Consider the following 15462-nt stretch of genomic DNA (forward strand, 5'->3'; position numbering starts at 1 on the left):
CCCGAGGACAACAGGGAGGTCACGAGGAGCCGGCCTCCGCCTGCATCAGTTCACTCAGCAGCTCGTGCTGCTCGGTGAGTTTCTGGGTGAGCAGCTTGCGGGCCGCGCGCAGCAGGTCGGCCACGTCTCCGCCGGCCAGGGCGTAGACCATGGTGGAACCGTCGCGGTGGGCGCTGACCATCCCCGAGCGGCGCAGTACTGCCAGATGCTGTGACATGCCCGTCGGCTCCACCTCGATGGCGGCCAGCAGGTCGCGCACCGGTCTCGGCCCGTCCTGCAGCAGCTCCAGCACACGGATCCGGACCGGGTGGCCCAGTAGACGGAACAGCTCAGCCTTGGCCTCGTACAACGGCACCGACATCACAGCGCCGTCCCTTCGCGCCCCTCGGGCTCATCCGGTTCGATCTCGCCCAGGCTGATCTGCACGCCATGCGTGCGCGCCAGCCGGGTCACGTGCTCCCATTCGGCTTGGGCCAGCGCCAGCGCGTCGGCGTCATCGTCATGGCGGGCCGCCTCCAACGCCATGCCCGCCCGAAGTGCCCGTTCCCTGACCGCCGCAGCGAAAGACCCGCTCACAACACCCCTTGGTCCCGATCCCCAACTGTCCACGTCCATGATGTAATGAATTGCGTAGATGCGCAATTCATCAACCTGGGGATGGGGTTGTAGCGCTGTGGGCGGGCACCAGCGGCCCTAGCCAGCGCTTTCCTCCCATCGGGGGCACAAGCGGGTGCAGCCCTCGCAAGCCCGTTCGATCACGTCAGGCCGGCTGCCCCGAGTTGAAACGCCCAGACCGGCGAGAGCGCCGACACCATCACGACCACCCTGAAGCGGAAGTGGACGGGGCGGTCGCACCGCTGGGCAGAGGACCCGCGAGTCGCATCCTGAGGTGCTGCACGGGTTGTGCATGGGGCCAACGGCTTGATGGCACGGGACTTTTGGCCCTGACCGGAGGCGAGAGCCGGGTGATTCGCTGGAGTGGACACCGTTGGAGGTGATCGCCATGCGGTCAGAGGCGATACACGCGGCGTTGAAGGCCGCGACCTGGGCTCCGTCCGTGCACAACAGCCAGCCGTGGACGTTCGCCGTGGCGGGCGAGGAGATCTGCGTCCGTGCGGACGCCGATCGCAAGCTGCGCGTTGGCGACCACGCGGGCAGGGAGATGCTGATCGGCTGCGGCGCGGCGCTGTTCAACATCCGCACTGTGCTGCGAGACAGGGGATGGGCCCCGGTGACGCGGATCCTGCCCGACCCCGACAGGCCGAACCTGCTGGCGACCGTACGGCCGGGCGAGGCGGTGACACCGGACGAGACCACCCGCCTGCTCAGCGGCGAGATCGAGCGCAGGCGCACCCACCGCGCGGGGTTCACCACCCTGCCGGTCCCCGACAAGCTGATCGAGGCCCTGGTACGGCAGGCGGCCGCCGAGAACGTCAAGCTCGTGCCCGCCGGAGACGAGGCGGCTCTCCGCATGCTCGCCGCCGTCACGCAGGCAGCCCAGGGTGCGAGACCCCAGGACCCCGAGGTCCGCCGGTGGGCCCGCCCGCCGGACAGTCCTCGCAAAGACGGGGTGCCGGCCGACTCCTATCCGCGTGAGCCGGCCGATACCGGTTTCCCTCAGCGCGACTACGCCTGGGGGACCGAAACGGATCAGTCCATGGCCGCGACGGGCGTGGTGGCGATCATGACGACACGAGGGGATTCCAGGGAAGAGTGGATCGCGACCGGTCAGGCCTTGCAGCGAGTGCTGCTGTACGCGTGCGCCTATGGGGTGAGCGCTGCCTTCCACACCCAGGCACTGGAGCTGCCGCATTTGCGCGAGTTCCTGCGTGAGGAACTGTGCTCGGGCGCGTACCCGCAGATGATCATGCGGTTGGGGTTCACGTTCGACGTCAGCCGCAGCGTCCGGCGCGTCCGGCGTCCGTTGTCCGAGGTTCTCGACTGAAGAGGGGGCCTGCCGGCATGCCGGTGAACCGGCTGCCTCGCAGCCACTGTCAGCGGACCACGGCCACCGGACAGTGGGCATGGTGGAGGACGCCATGGCTCACCGAGCCGAGCACCGCCGACTTCACGCCGCCACGACCTCTGCTGCCCACCACAAGCAGGCTTGCCCGCTTGGACGCGGTGACCAAGGCAGAGGTCGGCGGGGCACACGCAAGATCTTCGATCACGTCGACGTCGGGCCGTTCCTCTCGCCATGGGGCGAGCAGTTCTCGCAGGGTGCGGGTGTGGGCGTCGAGCGCCGCGTCCCTGTCGAAGGAGATGAAGTGGATGGGGACCTCCCATGCGTGCACGACACGCAGCGGCCGGCCGCGCAGCTCGGCCTCGGCGAAGGCATGCGCCAGCGCGGGCCCGCCGGCCCGCGAGCCGTCCACCCCGACCACGACTTCTTCGCCCGCAGGCGCTTGGCGCGCCACGACCACTACTCCGTTCGCATGGCCCGCGACCCCCACGCTTACGGAGCCGAGGACGGCGCCGGTGAGGCCGCTCAACCCGCGCGTGCCCACCACGAGTTCGATCGCGTCCTCGGACATCACCCGTAGTCCGGCCACGGGGTGACCGACCATCAACTGGGTCATCACCTTGAGACCGGGCCGAGCCTCGCGCACACCTTGGGCGGTGTGCTCGAGCAGTTCCTGGCCAGCCTTGATCAACTGGTCTTTGAGGTCCAAGGGCGACAAGCGAGGCACGCTGTAGCGGGCGTGGTCGACGACGTGGACGACGCGCAGCGATGATCCCTTGCGCTCGGCGTCCTCGGCGGCCCAGTCGACAGCGACGTTCGCCTCTGGTGATCCGTCCGTCCCAACAACGATCTTCGTGTCCATGTCACGTCCTCCTTCAGTCTCCACAGTGCGGCCGTTCGAGAAGAAAGAGCAGGGTCGAAAGGCCCGGTGGAGGGCGACCAACGACACTGTCCCCCGGATATGCCGCAACCCTTGGTGGACTGATCGACGCCCGCCCTGGACGCGCACCGACAGGTGACATCTCGTTCTGCTCGACCGCCCGCCGAGGCGGCGCGCCCGATCGTCGGCGCGGATCAGCGCGGTCAAACCGCCGGCATCCAGGAAGGTGACCTCACGCAGGTCGAGAACGACATCGGGACGCGACCGGCTGAGCACGTCGACGAGAAGCCGCTCAAGTTGTTCTGCCGTGGCGATATCGACCTCGCCACGGCACATGACCGTCGTGATCATGCCGCCGAGACGCCGCAAGGCGCATCCACGGCCCCCGATGCGCGGTGACCTTGAAGAAGGGCGCAGTACAGCAGGAGTCGCTCGCCACTTGGGCGCTCAAGGAGGAACGTACTGCCGGTGACGGTCCCGTTCCGCCGAAAAGGGCAGAGTTGAGGTTCGCTTGCGGTCAGCCTTCGCTCATAGCCCGCTGTACGGCAGGGCCGATGTCCTTTGACTCGGGGCCGATGGCCGGTAAGCCTCGTATGAGCGCGTCGTACGACGCGTTCGCCGATATCTGGCCGCCATCGGACCGTCCGCCCTGACGCCCGCATCCGTATGGCCAGTGCGACCAGAAGATCCCTTGCTTTCAGCCCTGGTCAATGAGGTTTTCTCAGCGTTGATCATTTGCAGATTCTGTTGAGGACGAGGGCGGCGCGGGCGATGCCGCCGATCCGGTTCGGGCTGAGGGTGATGTGCTGCAGGCTGCGCCAGCGTTGCTTGAGTTCGGCGGCGGCGCGCTCGCCCAGGGCCCGGATGCGTCGTACGAGTGTGTTGAAGGCGCGGTTGTCGGTGTGGAGTGCCTTTTCGGACTGGCCCTTGGGGCGTCGGTGGGGAACGAGGATGCCGATGCCCGCGCCGATGTAGCCCTTGTCCGCCAGGGTGGGCAGGCCGTCGGCCGCCGCCTTGTACAGGGCTGGCAGCGCGTGCAGGTGGGCTGCGGTGATGTCCGGGGTGGAGCCGGGCTCGGCGTCGGAGACCCACAGCGGCGTGCCGTCGGGAGCGGACAGGAACTGCACGTTCCCGCCGAATGCCTTGTGTCTCTGGCTGAACCACAGGTCGTTGCCGTTGTCCCGGACCCCGGCCACCCGGTCGCACTCGATCAGCGTCCCGTCCAGGATCACGTGGGTCATGCCCTCCTGCCGGCAGCGGTCCAGGACCTGGTGCAGGTCGGGGGGCCCGCTCGGCCAGGACGTCGATGCCCTCGTGCGGGTATCGGTAGGCGGTGGCCTGGGAGATCCCGGCGTCGCGGGCCAGGCAGTGCACGCAGCCACGCTCGCGGAACCAGCGCAGCACCAGCACCGCCTGCCGGAACGGGCCCAGCGCCCGCGAGCCCTTCGGCGTCCCGATCCGGCGCCGGCGGGAGGCTAGTGCTCTGACCGCATAGGTTCGCCGGTTTGGTGATCGTGGCGGTTTGATGGGCGGTGACGTCCGATCCGACCGCTGGAGGCGCGGTGGCCGAGCCTGTCCGTGTGCGCAGACTGACCGACCAGGAGGGGCAGAAGTTGCAGCAGATCGTGCGTCGGGGCAGCACCAGCTCGGTGCGCTACCGGCGCGCGATGATGCTGCTGGCCTCGGCTGGCGGGAACCGGGTGCCTGTGATTGCCCAGCTGGTGCAGGCCGACGAGGACACCGTCCGGGATGTGATCCACCGCTTCAACGAGATCGGCCTGGCCTGCCTGGACCCTCGGTGGGCGGGAGGCCGTCCCCGCCAACTCAGCTCTGACGAGGAGGACTTCGTCATCCAGACGGCCACTACCCGCCCCACCAAGCTCGGCCAGCCCTTTACCCGCTGGTCCCTGCGCAAGCTCGTCGCCTACCTGCGCAAAGTCCACGGCCGGATCATCCGGATCGGCCGCGAGGCGTTACGCTGCCTACTCGCCCGCCGCGGCATCACCTTCCAGCGCACCAAGACCTGGAAGGAATCTCCCGACCCCGACCGCGAGGCGAAGCTGGACCGGATCGAGGAGGTCCTTGACCGCTTCCCCGACCGGGTGTTCGCCTTCGACGAGTTCGGGCCACTGGGGATTCGTCCCACCGCGGGCTTGGGCTGGGCCGAGCGCAAACGCCCCGACCGACTGCCCGCCACCTACCACCGCACCCATGGCGTCCGGTATTTCCACGGCTGCTACTCGATCGGCGACAACCGGCTGTGGGGCGTCAACCACCGCAGGAAGGGTGCCGCGAACACGCTGACCGCGCTGAAGTCGATCCGCGCCGCCCGCCCGGACGGTGCCCCAATCTACGTGATCTTGGACAACCTGTCCGCCCACAAAGGCGCCGACGTCCGCCGCTGGGCGAAGACGAACAAGGTCGAGCTGTGCTTCACCCCGACCTACGCGTCCTGGGCCAATCCGATCGAGGGCACTTCGGACCCCTGAGGCAGTTCACCATCGCCAACTCCAACCACCCCAACCACACCGTGCAGACCCGAGCCCTGCACGCCTACCTGCGCTGGCGCAACGCCAACGCCCGCCACCGCGACGTCCTGGCCGCCGAACGCGAAGAACGCGCCCGCATCCGCAGCGAGAAAGGCATCCGCTGGGGCGGACGCCCCCTCCATACCGCAGCCTGACCAACCGCGAACCGCAGCCCCGGAGCGCCGAACGGGCCGGTTCAGGAGAAGGACGGCGCCAGAGAAGGATGACTTAGGAGGCGGACGGCTCGATCTCCCCCGCGAAGACGATGACCTGGTCGATGAGGCTCCGCCGCAGATGGACGACGTCCGTTCCCGCCAGGCGGGGACCTCCATCCGGCGTGGTGAAGACCCACTGGTACCGGGCCCACTCGTCAGGCATGTCTACCGCCGAGCAGCGCACCATCGTGCCGGTCCCCGCCGGGTGGCGCCGGATGTCCAGCACGAACCGCTCGACCGCCTCGATCCCTTCGCTGCGGCCCAACGGCCCCCAGAAGATCACGTCCGAGGTCAGGGCCTGGGAGAGCAGCGCAGTCACATAGCTGTCGTCCGAGGCGTTGAACGCGGAGATGAACGTGTCGATCGCGGACCGCGCGGTCTCTTCCTGCATATGCCAGTAATACCAGTCGCTTCGCGAAACGCGGTCGGCCCGTGAGCCGTCTCCCGATCACGGTGAACCATCCCGGTCACAGCACTAGCAGCCGGGCGAGATGCTCCACGACATGGCGCGGGACGTCAAGCAGCGCAGCGTAGGTAACCAACGTGAAGCCTCTGGTTCAGCGGACATGATCTTGGCAGACCTGTTCCTACCAGGCGCTTCGCGTGCTCCGGAGCTTCGCGCAGATGGCTACCCCGAGAAGGCGTCGCCGGGCACGCTCCGCTCACCAATTGATTACTTGTCAACCGGGCGCTCTGCGAGGATGACGCGGCTGGCAAGCCGGTGATCGCGGCAGACACCGGACGCCGTTGCCGAGGGCCGAAGTCGTCATCGGGCCGACGCAAGGTACGTATCCAGGTCGTCGTCCGGCGTCCGGCTACGCAACCACCGCAGCTTCCCATCGGTGATGCGGTAACGGTCGACGAGGTAAGTCCAGTCCCCGTCATCATCTTCGTACCGGAGGCACAGGAAGAAGTCAGCGTCGGCGAGAAACGGAGCCAATGCGGCAATACATCGCACATAGTCTTGGTAGGGGTGGTACACGCAGTCGGTATGAACCCGGACAAAGGACTCGGGTTCCTGGTGAAGCCAGAAAAGCCCCCTGACCCTTACGTCCATGCTGGAGAGAATCTTAATGAGTGCTGAGATGTGACGGCGCTCGAACCGCAGCACAGCGGTAAGGTCGGACACCTCTGGGGAGATCTGGCGAACCCTCAATGGACCGTGGTAGATGAGGCGGCCGACGGGGACCTCCTCCACGGCCCGGAGAAGCTCCTCCTGGGTGGCACCCGGCTCGAGGAGGACGGCGGTTGGGTCATCGCGCATGCATCAAACGCTACAGCCCTGCGGGTAGCTGGACATGACGCTGACCTTGTCCGGGTCTTCGATGTCCCTACGCCTTGCTGATGTAAGTACTGGCGCAAGTCTTCATTGAGAAAACCTCAATGGCAACAAGTTGACGATCAATCGATCACTCGGGCGGCCATCTTCTTTATTCTCGTGGCGCTGACCTGTCCGGGGTAGATCCTCCGCGAACGCAGGGTTTCACGGGCTTGGACCGTTTCATTGCATGACTCCCATGGCGTCGGGTCCTTTCGTATGTACGAGAAAAGTGACAAGCGTTGCATCAATGGATGGATCGCTCTGGGGCCGGAGAACCCGAATGAGGGAGGGCCTTGGTTCTGGCGCAGACATCTCCCGGCAACCAGACAAGAGGGCCGACGGCCTACCACAGGGGGGCTTTCGGCCCTGGCAAGGGACTTTCCAGCATGGTCCGCTGGTCTCATCCATGCTGGAGGTGTACCGCCATGAAGGATAAGGCGATCCATGCGGCGATCGAGGCCGCCACCTGGGCCCCCTCGGTCCACAACACGCAGCCCTGGACCTTCGGCGTGTTCGGGGACGAGATCAGTCTGCGCGCCGACGTCGAACGCAAGCTCCCCGTGAGCGACCCGTCCGCTCGTGAACTGATCATCAGTTGCGGCGCCGCGCTCTACACCCTCCGGACGGCGGTGCGGGCCGCAGGCTATGAGCCCGTCGTGCGGATCCTGCCAGACCTCGACCGCCCGTCGCTGCTGGCCACCGTACGGCTCGGCGATTCGGTGACGCCGGACGAGACCGTCACAATGCTGGCCGGCGAGATCAAGCGGCGTCGTACCCATCGTGGCGGCTTCACCAATCTGCCCGTGCCTGACCGGGTGATCGAGCGACTGGTCCAGCAGGCGGCGGCCGAGAAGGTCAGGCTGGCGCAGATCCGCTCCCCCGAGGGAGTGGACGTGCTCGTCGCACTCACACAGGCCGCGCAGAGCGTGCAAAGACGGGACCGGACATTCGACCTGGAGGTGATCCGATGGTCCCGCCCGCCGGGCAGCTCCCGCCGCGACGGGGTGCCCGCCGATGCCTACCCACGTAAGGCGGTCTGTCGCTTCCCACAGCGTGACTACGCGCACGGCCACGACTGGGGCGCCAACACCGACCAGAGCATGGCGACCTCGACCGGCATCGTGACGATCATGACGACGCCAGGCGACAGCCGCGAGGAGTGGATCGCCACAGGCCAGGCGTTGCAGCGGGTCCTGCTGCACGCCTCCGCCTACGGCGTCAGCGCTGCCTTCCACACCCAGGCGCTCGAGATGCACCAGCTGCGCGAGTTCCTCCGACACGAGCTATGCTCGGGCGACTATCCCCAGATGATCATGCGCCTGGGGGTCGTCTTCGACGACAGCCGGGGAGTGCGCCGTTCCTTGACGGAGGTCCTGGACTGAAGAAGTCGAAGGCCCTCCGAAGCGAACCGTCCGGCCCTGCGCCGCGATGGCCTGAGCGGTACACCGCCAAGACCACCTGACGTGCTGGCCGCGTACTCCTCCGCCGGCCCCGCCGACGCTTCCGGCGGCCTGTTTCTGACGCGATACCGACACCGGGATCTTGCCGTCGATTCGCTGGCCGTCCGATCCCAGGAGACTTCCGGCGATAACGTGCCCGAGTCGCACGGTTGCCAGTGCGGTGACCACATAGGTTCACCGGCTCGAGGAACTGGCCGCCCACGCCGCGAACGTGCCGTGCCCGCAGCGAGAAACGGCGATGCCGGGCCGGCCGCTCGCCCGAGCAGCCTGATCACTCAAGCCGTGAACGTTCGTGGAAACCGCACTATCCTTCCTGGAAGTGTTCGGGCGTGCTGATCTCCCTGGCCAGCGGCCCGAGCAGGTTGGCTGTGAGCTGGTTGACCCGCAGCAGCAGGTCGTCCACGCTCAGGACGCCGACCACCGTGCCTGCCTCCACCACGGGCAATCGGCGGAAAGCGCTCCGCCGGAACATCTCGACCGCCACGTCCAGGTCGTCATCAGGCCGCACGGTGGCCGGATCCCTGGTCATGACCTCCTGCACCTGGGCCTGGTCGTCCCCTCCCTGTGCGAGCACCCGCAGCACCAGGTCGCGGTCGGTCACGATGCCGATGACCTCCCGTCCGTCGCTGATGACGACGCTGCCGACCCCGGAATGGTCCATCTGCCGGGCGATGTCACACACCGCCGTGTATGGCGGCACCACGACCACCGGCGTGGACATCACGCTCTTGATCTTCATGTCCTCCCCCTAACCGGACCATCGCAAGGCCGGTGTCCCCCAGATGACGGTCATGGCGGCCCCACCGAGCAGATCTCTAACGGCGAAACCGGCATGACCATCGGCACGGCAGGTCAGGCAGCGGCGTGGGACAGCGCGAACCCCGTGGCCCCGAGTGCATGCCCTCCCCACCCCTCCACAGTGACGGTCAGCGCGGATCGCTCGAAGAGCCATTGGTCCCTCACATCCGGGTCGTTCGCCCCAAGGCCTGGTGCCGGGCCGCGCCACATGCTGCGCGGTCAGCCGATGCCGTCACGACGAACCCCTCGACCACGGTCCCGCAGGGATACCGTTGCGATCCACCTGGTCACGGCCATAGTCCTGACATCAGTGTGACGTTCGGCCCTGGTAGGGCGTGTCATCACGTTCTGCACTGAAAAGGGAGGGTTTCGATGGTTCTCCGACCAGTGGCTGATGTCGTACAGCAGCTCGGCCAGTGGTCGCACCGGCTGCGTGATGTCGTGCGTGAACACCGCCACGCCGACCGGTACCGGGTACGGCTCGAGCGCCCGCGAGGTGTCGTGGTGCAGCCGCGTCGAGGAGGCCGCGGTGGCGGTCAGCCAGTACAGCGAGATGTTGGTGAGCATCCGCTCGTCACTGATCGGCGAGCGAGGGCCGGTCCACTGCGCGGAGCCGCCGGCGATACAGGCCAGTTGGCCGACCGGCGAGTCGGTCAGCGCGTAGCCGATGGTCTGCGGGGTGAGGGCCTGCAAAGCCTGGAACGGCGGCCGGTTCGCCATCAGCTGCCTGACCTTGTCAGCCGGGAACTCGTGCGTTGCGGACAGGTCGATATCGGCGTCCGGGACCGGCCGGGTCGGCAGGAAGTTGACGTGCGCCCCGACAAGCCGCTCGGGTGCCACCGCGCCGAGCGCCATTGAGGCGCCGGAGCCGAAGTCGCCGCCCCGCGCGCCGTAGCGCTCGTACCCGAGACGGCGCGTCAGCTCGACCCAGGCCCGCGCGACCCGGACGATGTCCCAGCCGCGCTCGCGGGTCGGCCCGGAGAAGCCGTACCCCGGGATGGAGGGAATCACCAGGTGGAAGTCGCGCGACAGCGGCTCGATGACGTCGAGGCACCGCTGGGCCACGCGGACGCTGACGCCTTCGATGGTGCACTGTACGTGCACATCGGTGACCGTTGCGCCACCAGCCGCCGGCGAAGAAGCCGGAGGCGTCCATGTCGTGGACCATCGTGGCCAGGGTGGTGGTCAGGTAGGTCGCGAAGCGCTGCTCGGCGGGTGCGAGTACCCGGTGATGGCGCGCGGCGGCGTGGAAGCCGGGGCGCTCCTCGGCGAGCGCCAGGGCGATCTCCCAGCAGCGCGCCGCCACGTTGGCCACCGGTCCGGCCGTCGGCCGGGGACGGGCACCCGCTCACCGGCGGACCGGATGTCCCAGTCGGTCCGGTGTCGCGCTACTTCGCGATCGCCTCGCGTACGGACGGGACGATCTCCTGGGCCCAGCGGGCCAGGACGGTGAGGTCCGGGGCGCCGTGGCCGGCGGAGAAGAGCGTGAAGCCGGACGCGCCGTGCTCCAGCACGGCTCCGGTCAGTTCCTCGACCCACTGGTCGACGGAGCCGCCGAGCCAGCGGCCGTCGCGGTCGCGGGTGGCGGGCAGCGGCCGGTCGGTGATGCGGCCGGGGAGGTTGAAGACCGTGCGGATCTCGCTCGGATCGCGGCCGACGGACGCTGCGGCCTCGTCGATGATGGGCCGCGAGGCCCGGTAGCGTTCGCTGAGCCAGTCGGCCGCATGGCCGGGGATCCAGCCGTCGGCCACGCGGCCGGTGGCGGCCAGTGATTTCGAGCCGACCGATCCTGTCCATACGGGAGGCGCGGCGACGGGAGCGGGCTCGATCTGGTTCACCCGGTAGTGGTTGCCCTCGTAGGTGACCGGAGGGCCGCCGCCCGACAGCAGCTTGACCAGGACGATGGCCTCCTCGAAGGCGTCCACGGCCTCGCCGGGCGTCAGCCGCGGCACTCCCATGTCGGCGATGCGATCCCACAGCCCGCCGGCGCCCATGCCGAGCACGACGCGGCCGCCCGACAGTGCCGACAGCGAGGTCACCGTCCTGGCCAGCATGGCAGGAGGCCGGGTCGGCAGGTTGGTGACGTTGGCGAAGCCGGCGATGTGCTCCGTACGCCCGAGGATGAAGCCGAGCGCGGCGTAAGCGTCCAGGCGCCCGCCGATGTAGGGATGGTCCGACAGGGTGAAGATGTCGAGCCCGTCCCGGTCGGCCTGCTGGGCCATGCGCAGCAGCTCGGGTATGTCGTCGATGCCGGGATGCGTGCCGAAGCCGAAGACGACGTTATGCGCGGACAATGTTCTGCCTTCCTGTGCAAATGGAGATGTTCACCAGGCGTACGCTTCCGGCGCGGGTGGAACAGCTCGTCCAGCCTGGCCAGCGTGCCCTCGTCAAGGGTGATCGCCAGGGCCCTGAGCGAGCCGTCGAGCTGTCCGGCCGTGCGCGGCCCGATGATCGGCCCGGTCACGCCGTCCCGCGTGAGCAACCAGGCCAGCCCGACGTCAGCGGGGTCCTCGCCGATGGCGGCGCACATCTTCTCGTACGCCTCGATCTTTTCGAGGTATTCGGCGAGGGTGCGGGCCGACCGCCCGGAATCGCCGCGGGAGGCGCCACCCTCCTTCTGCTTGCGCAGGACGCCGCCGAGAACACCGCCGTGCAGCGGCGACCACGGGATCACGCCCAGCCCATAGTGCCGCGCCGCGGGCAGCACCTCCAGTTCGGCCCAGCGGTTCATCAGGTTGTAGATCGACTGCTCGGCGACCAGACCGAGCATGTGCCGCGAGCGCGCCGCCTCCTGCGCCTGTGCCAGGTGCCAGCCGGCGAAGTTGGACGAGCCGAAGTAGAGCACCTTGCCCTGCTGGCGCAGGACGCTGAAGGCCTCCCAGATCTCCTCCCACGGCGTGCTCCTGTCGATGTGGTGCATCTGGTACACGTCGATGTGGTCGGTGCCCATCCGCTGGAGCGAGGCGTCGCACGCGCGCCGGATGTGCAGCGCGGACAGGCGGCTGTCGTTGGGCCACTCGCCCGTCGGGAGGTAGAGCTTGGTGGCCAGGACGGTCCTGTCGCGCCTGCCGCCCCCGGCGGCGAACCACCGGCCGATGATCTGCTCGGTGCGGCCTTCGCCGTACACATCGGCGGTGTCGAAGAAGTTGATGCCGTGCTCGTGCGCACGGTTCATGATCGTGTGGCTGTCTTGTTCGGACGTTTCCGTCCCGAAGTTCATCGTGCCCAGGACGAGCCGGGACACGGAGAGGCCGCTGCGGCCGAGCCGGGTGTAGTCCATGTCAGGCGGCGCCGAACTGCTCGGTGAAGCGGCCGGTGAACAGGTCGGCCCCCTTGTACGCCGAGACGGTCTCGGCCGGGACGACGGCCGGTCCGTCGGGGGTGGGCAACTGGCCGACACCCCTACGCGGGCCGAGGGGCAGCAGGATCATGGGGTGGGGGAGCGGCTGGTAGGTGGCCGTCGGCTGCTCGCCGCGCAGCTGGGCGATGATGTTCTGGGCCACCACCTCCGCATGCTGCATCGCGTACCCGGCCATCTTGGCCTCGGCCACGTCGGTGATGTCGCCGATGGCGTAGACGTGGTCGTATCCGTGCACGTTGAGGGTCTCGCTGACGGGAACCTGCCCCTGCGGCGTACGAGTCGTCAGCCGGCCGCCGGCGAGGTAGTCGCTGTTGACACGCACCCCGTGCGCGCGGAACCAGATGTCGGCGGTGATCTCCTCCCCTCCGGTCGTCGTGACGGTGAACGTCGCCGCCTGGCCGGGCTCGGTCGCCGGAGGCGTGGTCAGGCCTGTGCCCAGCCGCAGGTGGATGTCCAGCTCGTCGAGCTGGCGGTGCAGTTCCTCGCGCATCTCCGCAGGGAAGGTGTCCATCAGTCGCTCGGCCGGGTCGACGAGGGTCACGTGCTTGTGCGGCCAGACCTCCTTGATCTCCCCGGCCAGTTCCAGGCCTACCGGCCCGGCGCCGAGGATCAGCACCCGCTCGGAACCCGCCAGTTCCTTGTGCGTCCTGAGCAGGTCGTCCAGGACCCCGTCCGTGGAGTCAGAGGTGGGCTTGGCGGGGTAGGCGTAGCTGGAGCCGGTGGCCAGGACCAGGTAGTCGGCCTCGACCCGCCGGCCTGAGGCCAGGGTGACGCCGCCGGGGTCCACCGAGACCGCGCGGTCGCGCACCACTGTGCCGTGCCTGAGCCACTGGTCGTAGGGGAAGAACATGTTGTGCGCCCAGTCGGGCTGGGTCAGCGCCCGCAGCGAGCCGGCCGAGTTGATGAACGAGTCACGCGGATCGATGAGGACGACGTCGGCCTCGGGGTCCAGCGCCTTGGCGACTGCTGAACCACCGTAACCTCCGCCGATGACCACGACTGTACGACTCATGATGCACGCTCCAGCAAAAAGGGGTTGCAGTTCGTGTCACGAACAATATTAGTTCGTAGCACGAACTGCAACTCCTTCCTGGATTCAGCGTGCGGGATCCGGTTCCAGGAAGACGGTGGGAACCTTGTTGTCCGTCACGACGCGGCCGAGCAGGGCGGCGAGTGCGTCGCGCTCCGCTGGGGCGAACCCCGAGGTCAGCTCTTCGACGCGACGGCAGGTCTCGGTGTAGAACTCGTCGGCGAGCTTGGCGCCCCGCCTGGTGAGCGCCACTCGTACCGCGCGCGAGTCCTGCGGGTCGGATGCGCGCTGGACCAGACCGTTGCGCTCGGTGCGGTCCACCAGGCCGGTCAGGCTCGACTTGGCCAGGCCGAGCACCGCGCCCAGCTCGCTCATGCCGTACGGCTGCGCCATCAGGACGCACAGCAATTGGCCCTGCTGCTGGGTGAGGCCGTACTCGCGGGCTGAATCTGCGTACACGGCATTCACCAGGAACGTGGACCGCACCAGCGCGGCCACCGTCCCGATCTGACCGTCATCATGCTTACTCACTTGGCCAGAGTAACAAATTCGTGGGACGAACTACCGCCTCCTGGCCGGGTTCTGTGCCGGACGCGCACGATGCCGGGAACGGATCTGGCGATCACGCGCCTACCGCCGGCCGCGGCTGACGGCGGCTGTCCCGGCAACGGGGACCTGTCCCGACCCGGCCCCAACGTGTATGCCCTCGGCCATCACCACGTTCGTGGCAACATGAGCCCGTACGAGGGTGCCCGGCACATCCCCTGGGTGGGCGGGCGCGAGCTGTCCATGGCCGCCAGCCGGTACTTTTCCATCGGGCAAGCCGAACGAGGCGGTCGCGGACGTGGTCAACGCGCACGCCCGGCTGGACATGTCCCAGGCGTGGGGGAACGGCAGCACCCCCGTGGCCGCGGACGGCGGCCGCCGGCGAATCTCACCTCGATATTGGTTTGACCCGGCTGCATGACGGGGCGCGCGAGCGCGGTGCAGCCGTGGCCGACCTCGCTCGCAAGGTCGTCATCCCCGCCGGCTGGAACAAGGGTCCGGACCCGCACGCGTCGGCTGGTTCGTCGCAACGCCTGTCAACGAGGCGCCGTTGGCGTTACCAGCTCCGTTCGAGCGTGAGCAGTGGCTCAGAGAACACGGGCGCCGGTGCGTCGGGATCTGCGGCGACAGCCTGCTCCAGCCGGCGGAAGCCGGTCTCCAGCTCGTCGGGACTGAGCTGAGCGAAGAACGAAAGAGTGCGCAGGCGCAGCCGTTCGAGCATGTCACCGCGGGTGCCGGAGGACGGCTCGGTAACCGTGCCGAAGCCGGCAACGCGCCAGCCGGCCGACGTGAACATCGCGATGACCTCGTGCAGCGGCTGAAACAGCGAGGCGTCCGCCTCGAAGCCGCGGGGGAAGTGCTCCAGCCACCACGGCCTGGGATGGTGGTCGCTGAAGTTCGCGCGAAGGAGCAGCCGCCCGCCGGGCCTGAGCACCCTGGCCAGCTCCCGGGCCGCCCGCGGCTTGTCCTGGACGTGGTGCCAGGACAAGAACATGAGAGCGTAGTCGGCGCTGCCGGACGGCACTGGCATGTCCTCCGCCGAGCCTGCCAGATACCGCACATCGGGATGCAGGGACTGCGCCTGCGCTGTCTCGCGCATGCGGACCGACGGCTCGACGCCGGTGACCGGCCCGAACGCTCGCGCCAGCGCGGGGGTGAACCTGCCGGTCCCTGAGCCGACGTCCAGCCCGGCCAGCGGACGCCGCTCGGGCAGTACCGCTCCGAAGGCGCTGATCCATGCCTGCAGCTGCTGCTCGGCAAGCGCGCGGCCACGCGCGTAGTCCTGGTACTGCTCCGTGTTGTAGTCGATCCGCCTCATCGCAGCTCCCGCCGCGTCATCCGGGCTATGGCAATCGGCCCG

13 protein-coding genes and 3 pseudogenes are annotated in these 15462 nt (G+C 68.3%); 3 read left to right on the forward strand and 13 right to left on the reverse strand.

The window, feature by feature from the left end; translation table 11 throughout:
* Positions 1–19 precede the first annotated feature (19 nt).
* Both ACFSKW_RS35160 and ACFSKW_RS35165 read right to left on the reverse strand, forming a co-directional pair.
* Positions 20–361 (reverse strand): ArsR/SmtB family transcription factor, encoded by a 342-nt coding sequence (locus ACFSKW_RS35160; RefSeq protein ID WP_379577259.1) that lies wholly within the window; start codon positions 359–361, stop codon positions 20–22.
* Complete coding sequence (locus ACFSKW_RS35165) at positions 361–576, reverse strand: hypothetical protein (RefSeq protein WP_379577261.1); 216 nt, start codon at positions 574–576, stop codon at positions 361–363. Before ACFSKW_RS35165 ends, ACFSKW_RS35160 begins: the two co-directional genes overlap by 1 nt.
* Before the next feature lie 427 nt (positions 577–1003).
* On the opposite strand from ACFSKW_RS35165, the gene ACFSKW_RS35170 reads away from it, so the two are divergent.
* Positions 1004–1945, forward strand: coding sequence for an Acg family FMN-binding oxidoreductase (locus ACFSKW_RS35170; protein WP_379577263.1), 942 nt, complete (start codon positions 1004–1006; stop codon positions 1943–1945).
* Positions 1946–1994: 49 nt separating this feature from the next.
* Here the strand turns inward: ACFSKW_RS35170 and ACFSKW_RS35175 are convergent, their stop codons facing one another.
* Together ACFSKW_RS35175 and ACFSKW_RS35180 are read right to left on the reverse strand one after the other, a co-directional pair.
* Positions 1995–3194, reverse strand: coding sequence for a universal stress protein (locus ACFSKW_RS35175; protein WP_379577265.1), 1200 nt, complete (start codon positions 3192–3194; stop codon positions 1995–1997).
* Positions 3195–3574: 380 nt separating this feature from the next.
* A pseudogene (locus ACFSKW_RS35180) lies at positions 3575–4370 on the reverse strand (transposase family protein).
* Between the two features lie 35 nt (positions 4371–4405).
* On the opposite strand from ACFSKW_RS35180, the pseudogene ACFSKW_RS35185 reads away from it, so the two are divergent.
* Positions 4406–5526, forward strand: a pseudogene (locus tag ACFSKW_RS35185) (IS630 family transposase).
* A gap of 73 nt (positions 5527–5599) precedes the next feature.
* Here the strand turns inward: ACFSKW_RS35185 and ACFSKW_RS35190 are convergent.
* Positions 5600–5977: a nuclear transport factor 2 family protein gene (locus ACFSKW_RS35190; RefSeq protein ID WP_379577267.1), complete on the reverse strand. Its 378-nt coding sequence runs from the start codon at positions 5975–5977 to the stop codon at positions 5600–5602.
* Between the two features lie 375 nt (positions 5978–6352).
* On the reverse strand, positions 6353–6850 hold the full coding sequence (locus ACFSKW_RS35195) for a hypothetical protein (RefSeq protein ID WP_379577268.1): 498 nt from the start codon (positions 6848–6850) through the stop codon (positions 6353–6355).
* Positions 6851–7332: 482 nt separating this feature from the next.
* On the opposite strand from ACFSKW_RS35195, the gene ACFSKW_RS35200 reads away from it, so the two are divergent.
* Positions 7333–8289 carry an Acg family FMN-binding oxidoreductase gene (locus tag ACFSKW_RS35200; RefSeq protein ID WP_379577270.1) on the forward strand — a complete coding sequence of 319 codons (957 nt, stop codon included), beginning with the start codon at positions 7333–7335 and terminating at the stop codon, positions 8287–8289.
* Positions 8290–8671: 382 nt separating this feature from the next.
* On the opposite strand, the gene ACFSKW_RS35205 is transcribed toward ACFSKW_RS35200, so the two are convergent.
* The 7 genes and pseudogenes from ACFSKW_RS35205 to ACFSKW_RS35235 all read right to left on the reverse strand — a co-directional run bounded on the left by ACFSKW_RS35205 (position 8672) and on the right by ACFSKW_RS35235 (position 15420).
* Positions 8672–9106, reverse strand: coding sequence for a CBS domain-containing protein (locus ACFSKW_RS35205; RefSeq protein WP_379577272.1), 435 nt, complete (start codon positions 9104–9106; stop codon positions 8672–8674).
* 278 nt (positions 9107–9384) lie between these two features.
* Positions 9385–10269, reverse strand: a complete 885-nt coding sequence (locus ACFSKW_RS35210; protein ID WP_379577274.1) for an alpha/beta fold hydrolase — start codon at positions 10267–10269, stop codon at positions 9385–9387.
* Between the two features lie 284 nt (positions 10270–10553).
* Positions 10554–11387 (reverse strand): LLM class flavin-dependent oxidoreductase, encoded by an 834-nt coding sequence (locus ACFSKW_RS35215; protein ID WP_379577275.1) that lies wholly within the window; start codon positions 11385–11387, stop codon positions 10554–10556.
* A gap of 194 nt (positions 11388–11581) precedes the next feature.
* A pseudogene (locus ACFSKW_RS35220) lies at positions 11582–12445 on the reverse strand (aldo/keto reductase); the annotation flags it as partial.
* A 1-nt stretch (position 12446) separates the two neighbouring features.
* Positions 12447–13538, reverse strand: a complete 1092-nt coding sequence (locus tag ACFSKW_RS35225; protein WP_379577277.1) for an NAD(P)/FAD-dependent oxidoreductase — start codon at positions 13536–13538, stop codon at positions 12447–12449.
* A gap of 84 nt (positions 13539–13622) precedes the next feature.
* Positions 13623–14087, reverse strand: a complete 465-nt coding sequence (locus ACFSKW_RS35230) for a MarR family winged helix-turn-helix transcriptional regulator (RefSeq protein ID WP_379577278.1) — start codon at positions 14085–14087, stop codon at positions 13623–13625.
* 571 nt (positions 14088–14658) lie between these two features.
* Entirely contained in the window at positions 14659–15420 is a 762-nt protein-coding gene (locus ACFSKW_RS35235; RefSeq protein ID WP_379577280.1) for a class I SAM-dependent methyltransferase, read from the reverse strand.
* Positions 15421–15462: the final 42 nt, after the last annotated feature.

The sequence above is a fragment of the Nonomuraea mangrovi genome (genome assembly GCF_042681425.1).
Lineage (GTDB): Bacteria > Actinomycetota > Actinomycetes > Streptosporangiales > Streptosporangiaceae > Nonomuraea > Nonomuraea mangrovi.

Coding starts and splice junctions, on each gene's coding strand:
- ACFSKW_RS35235 (WP_379577280.1), bottom strand. CDS start 15,420: ATGAGGCGGATCGACTACAACACGGAGCAGTACCAGGACTACGCGCGT.
- ACFSKW_RS35200 (WP_379577270.1), top strand. CDS start 7,333: ATGAAGGATAAGGCGATCCATGCGGCGATCGAGGCCGCCACCTGGGCC.
- ACFSKW_RS35175 (WP_379577265.1), bottom strand. CDS start 3,194: ATGATCACGACGGTCATGTGCCGTGGCGAGGTCGATATCGCCACGGCA.
- ACFSKW_RS35190 (WP_379577267.1), bottom strand. CDS start 5,977: ATGCAGGAAGAGACCGCGCGGTCCGCGATCGACACGTTCATCTCCGCG.
- ACFSKW_RS35170 (WP_379577263.1), top strand. CDS start 1,004: ATGCGGTCAGAGGCGATACACGCGGCGTTGAAGGCCGCGACCTGGGCT.
- ACFSKW_RS35215 (WP_379577275.1), bottom strand. CDS start 11,387: ATGGCCCAGCAGGCCGACCGGGACGGGCTCGACATCTTCACCCTGTCG.
- ACFSKW_RS35160 (WP_379577259.1), bottom strand. CDS start 361: ATGTCGGTGCCGTTGTACGAGGCCAAGGCTGAGCTGTTCCGTCTACTG.
- ACFSKW_RS35195 (WP_379577268.1), bottom strand. CDS start 6,850: ATGCGCGATGACCCAACCGCCGTCCTCCTCGAGCCGGGTGCCACCCAG.
- ACFSKW_RS35225 (WP_379577277.1), bottom strand. CDS start 13,538: ATGAGTCGTACAGTCGTGGTCATCGGCGGAGGTTACGGTGGTTCAGCA.
- ACFSKW_RS35205 (WP_379577272.1), bottom strand. CDS start 9,106: ATGAAGATCAAGAGCGTGATGTCCACGCCGGTGGTCGTGGTGCCGCCA.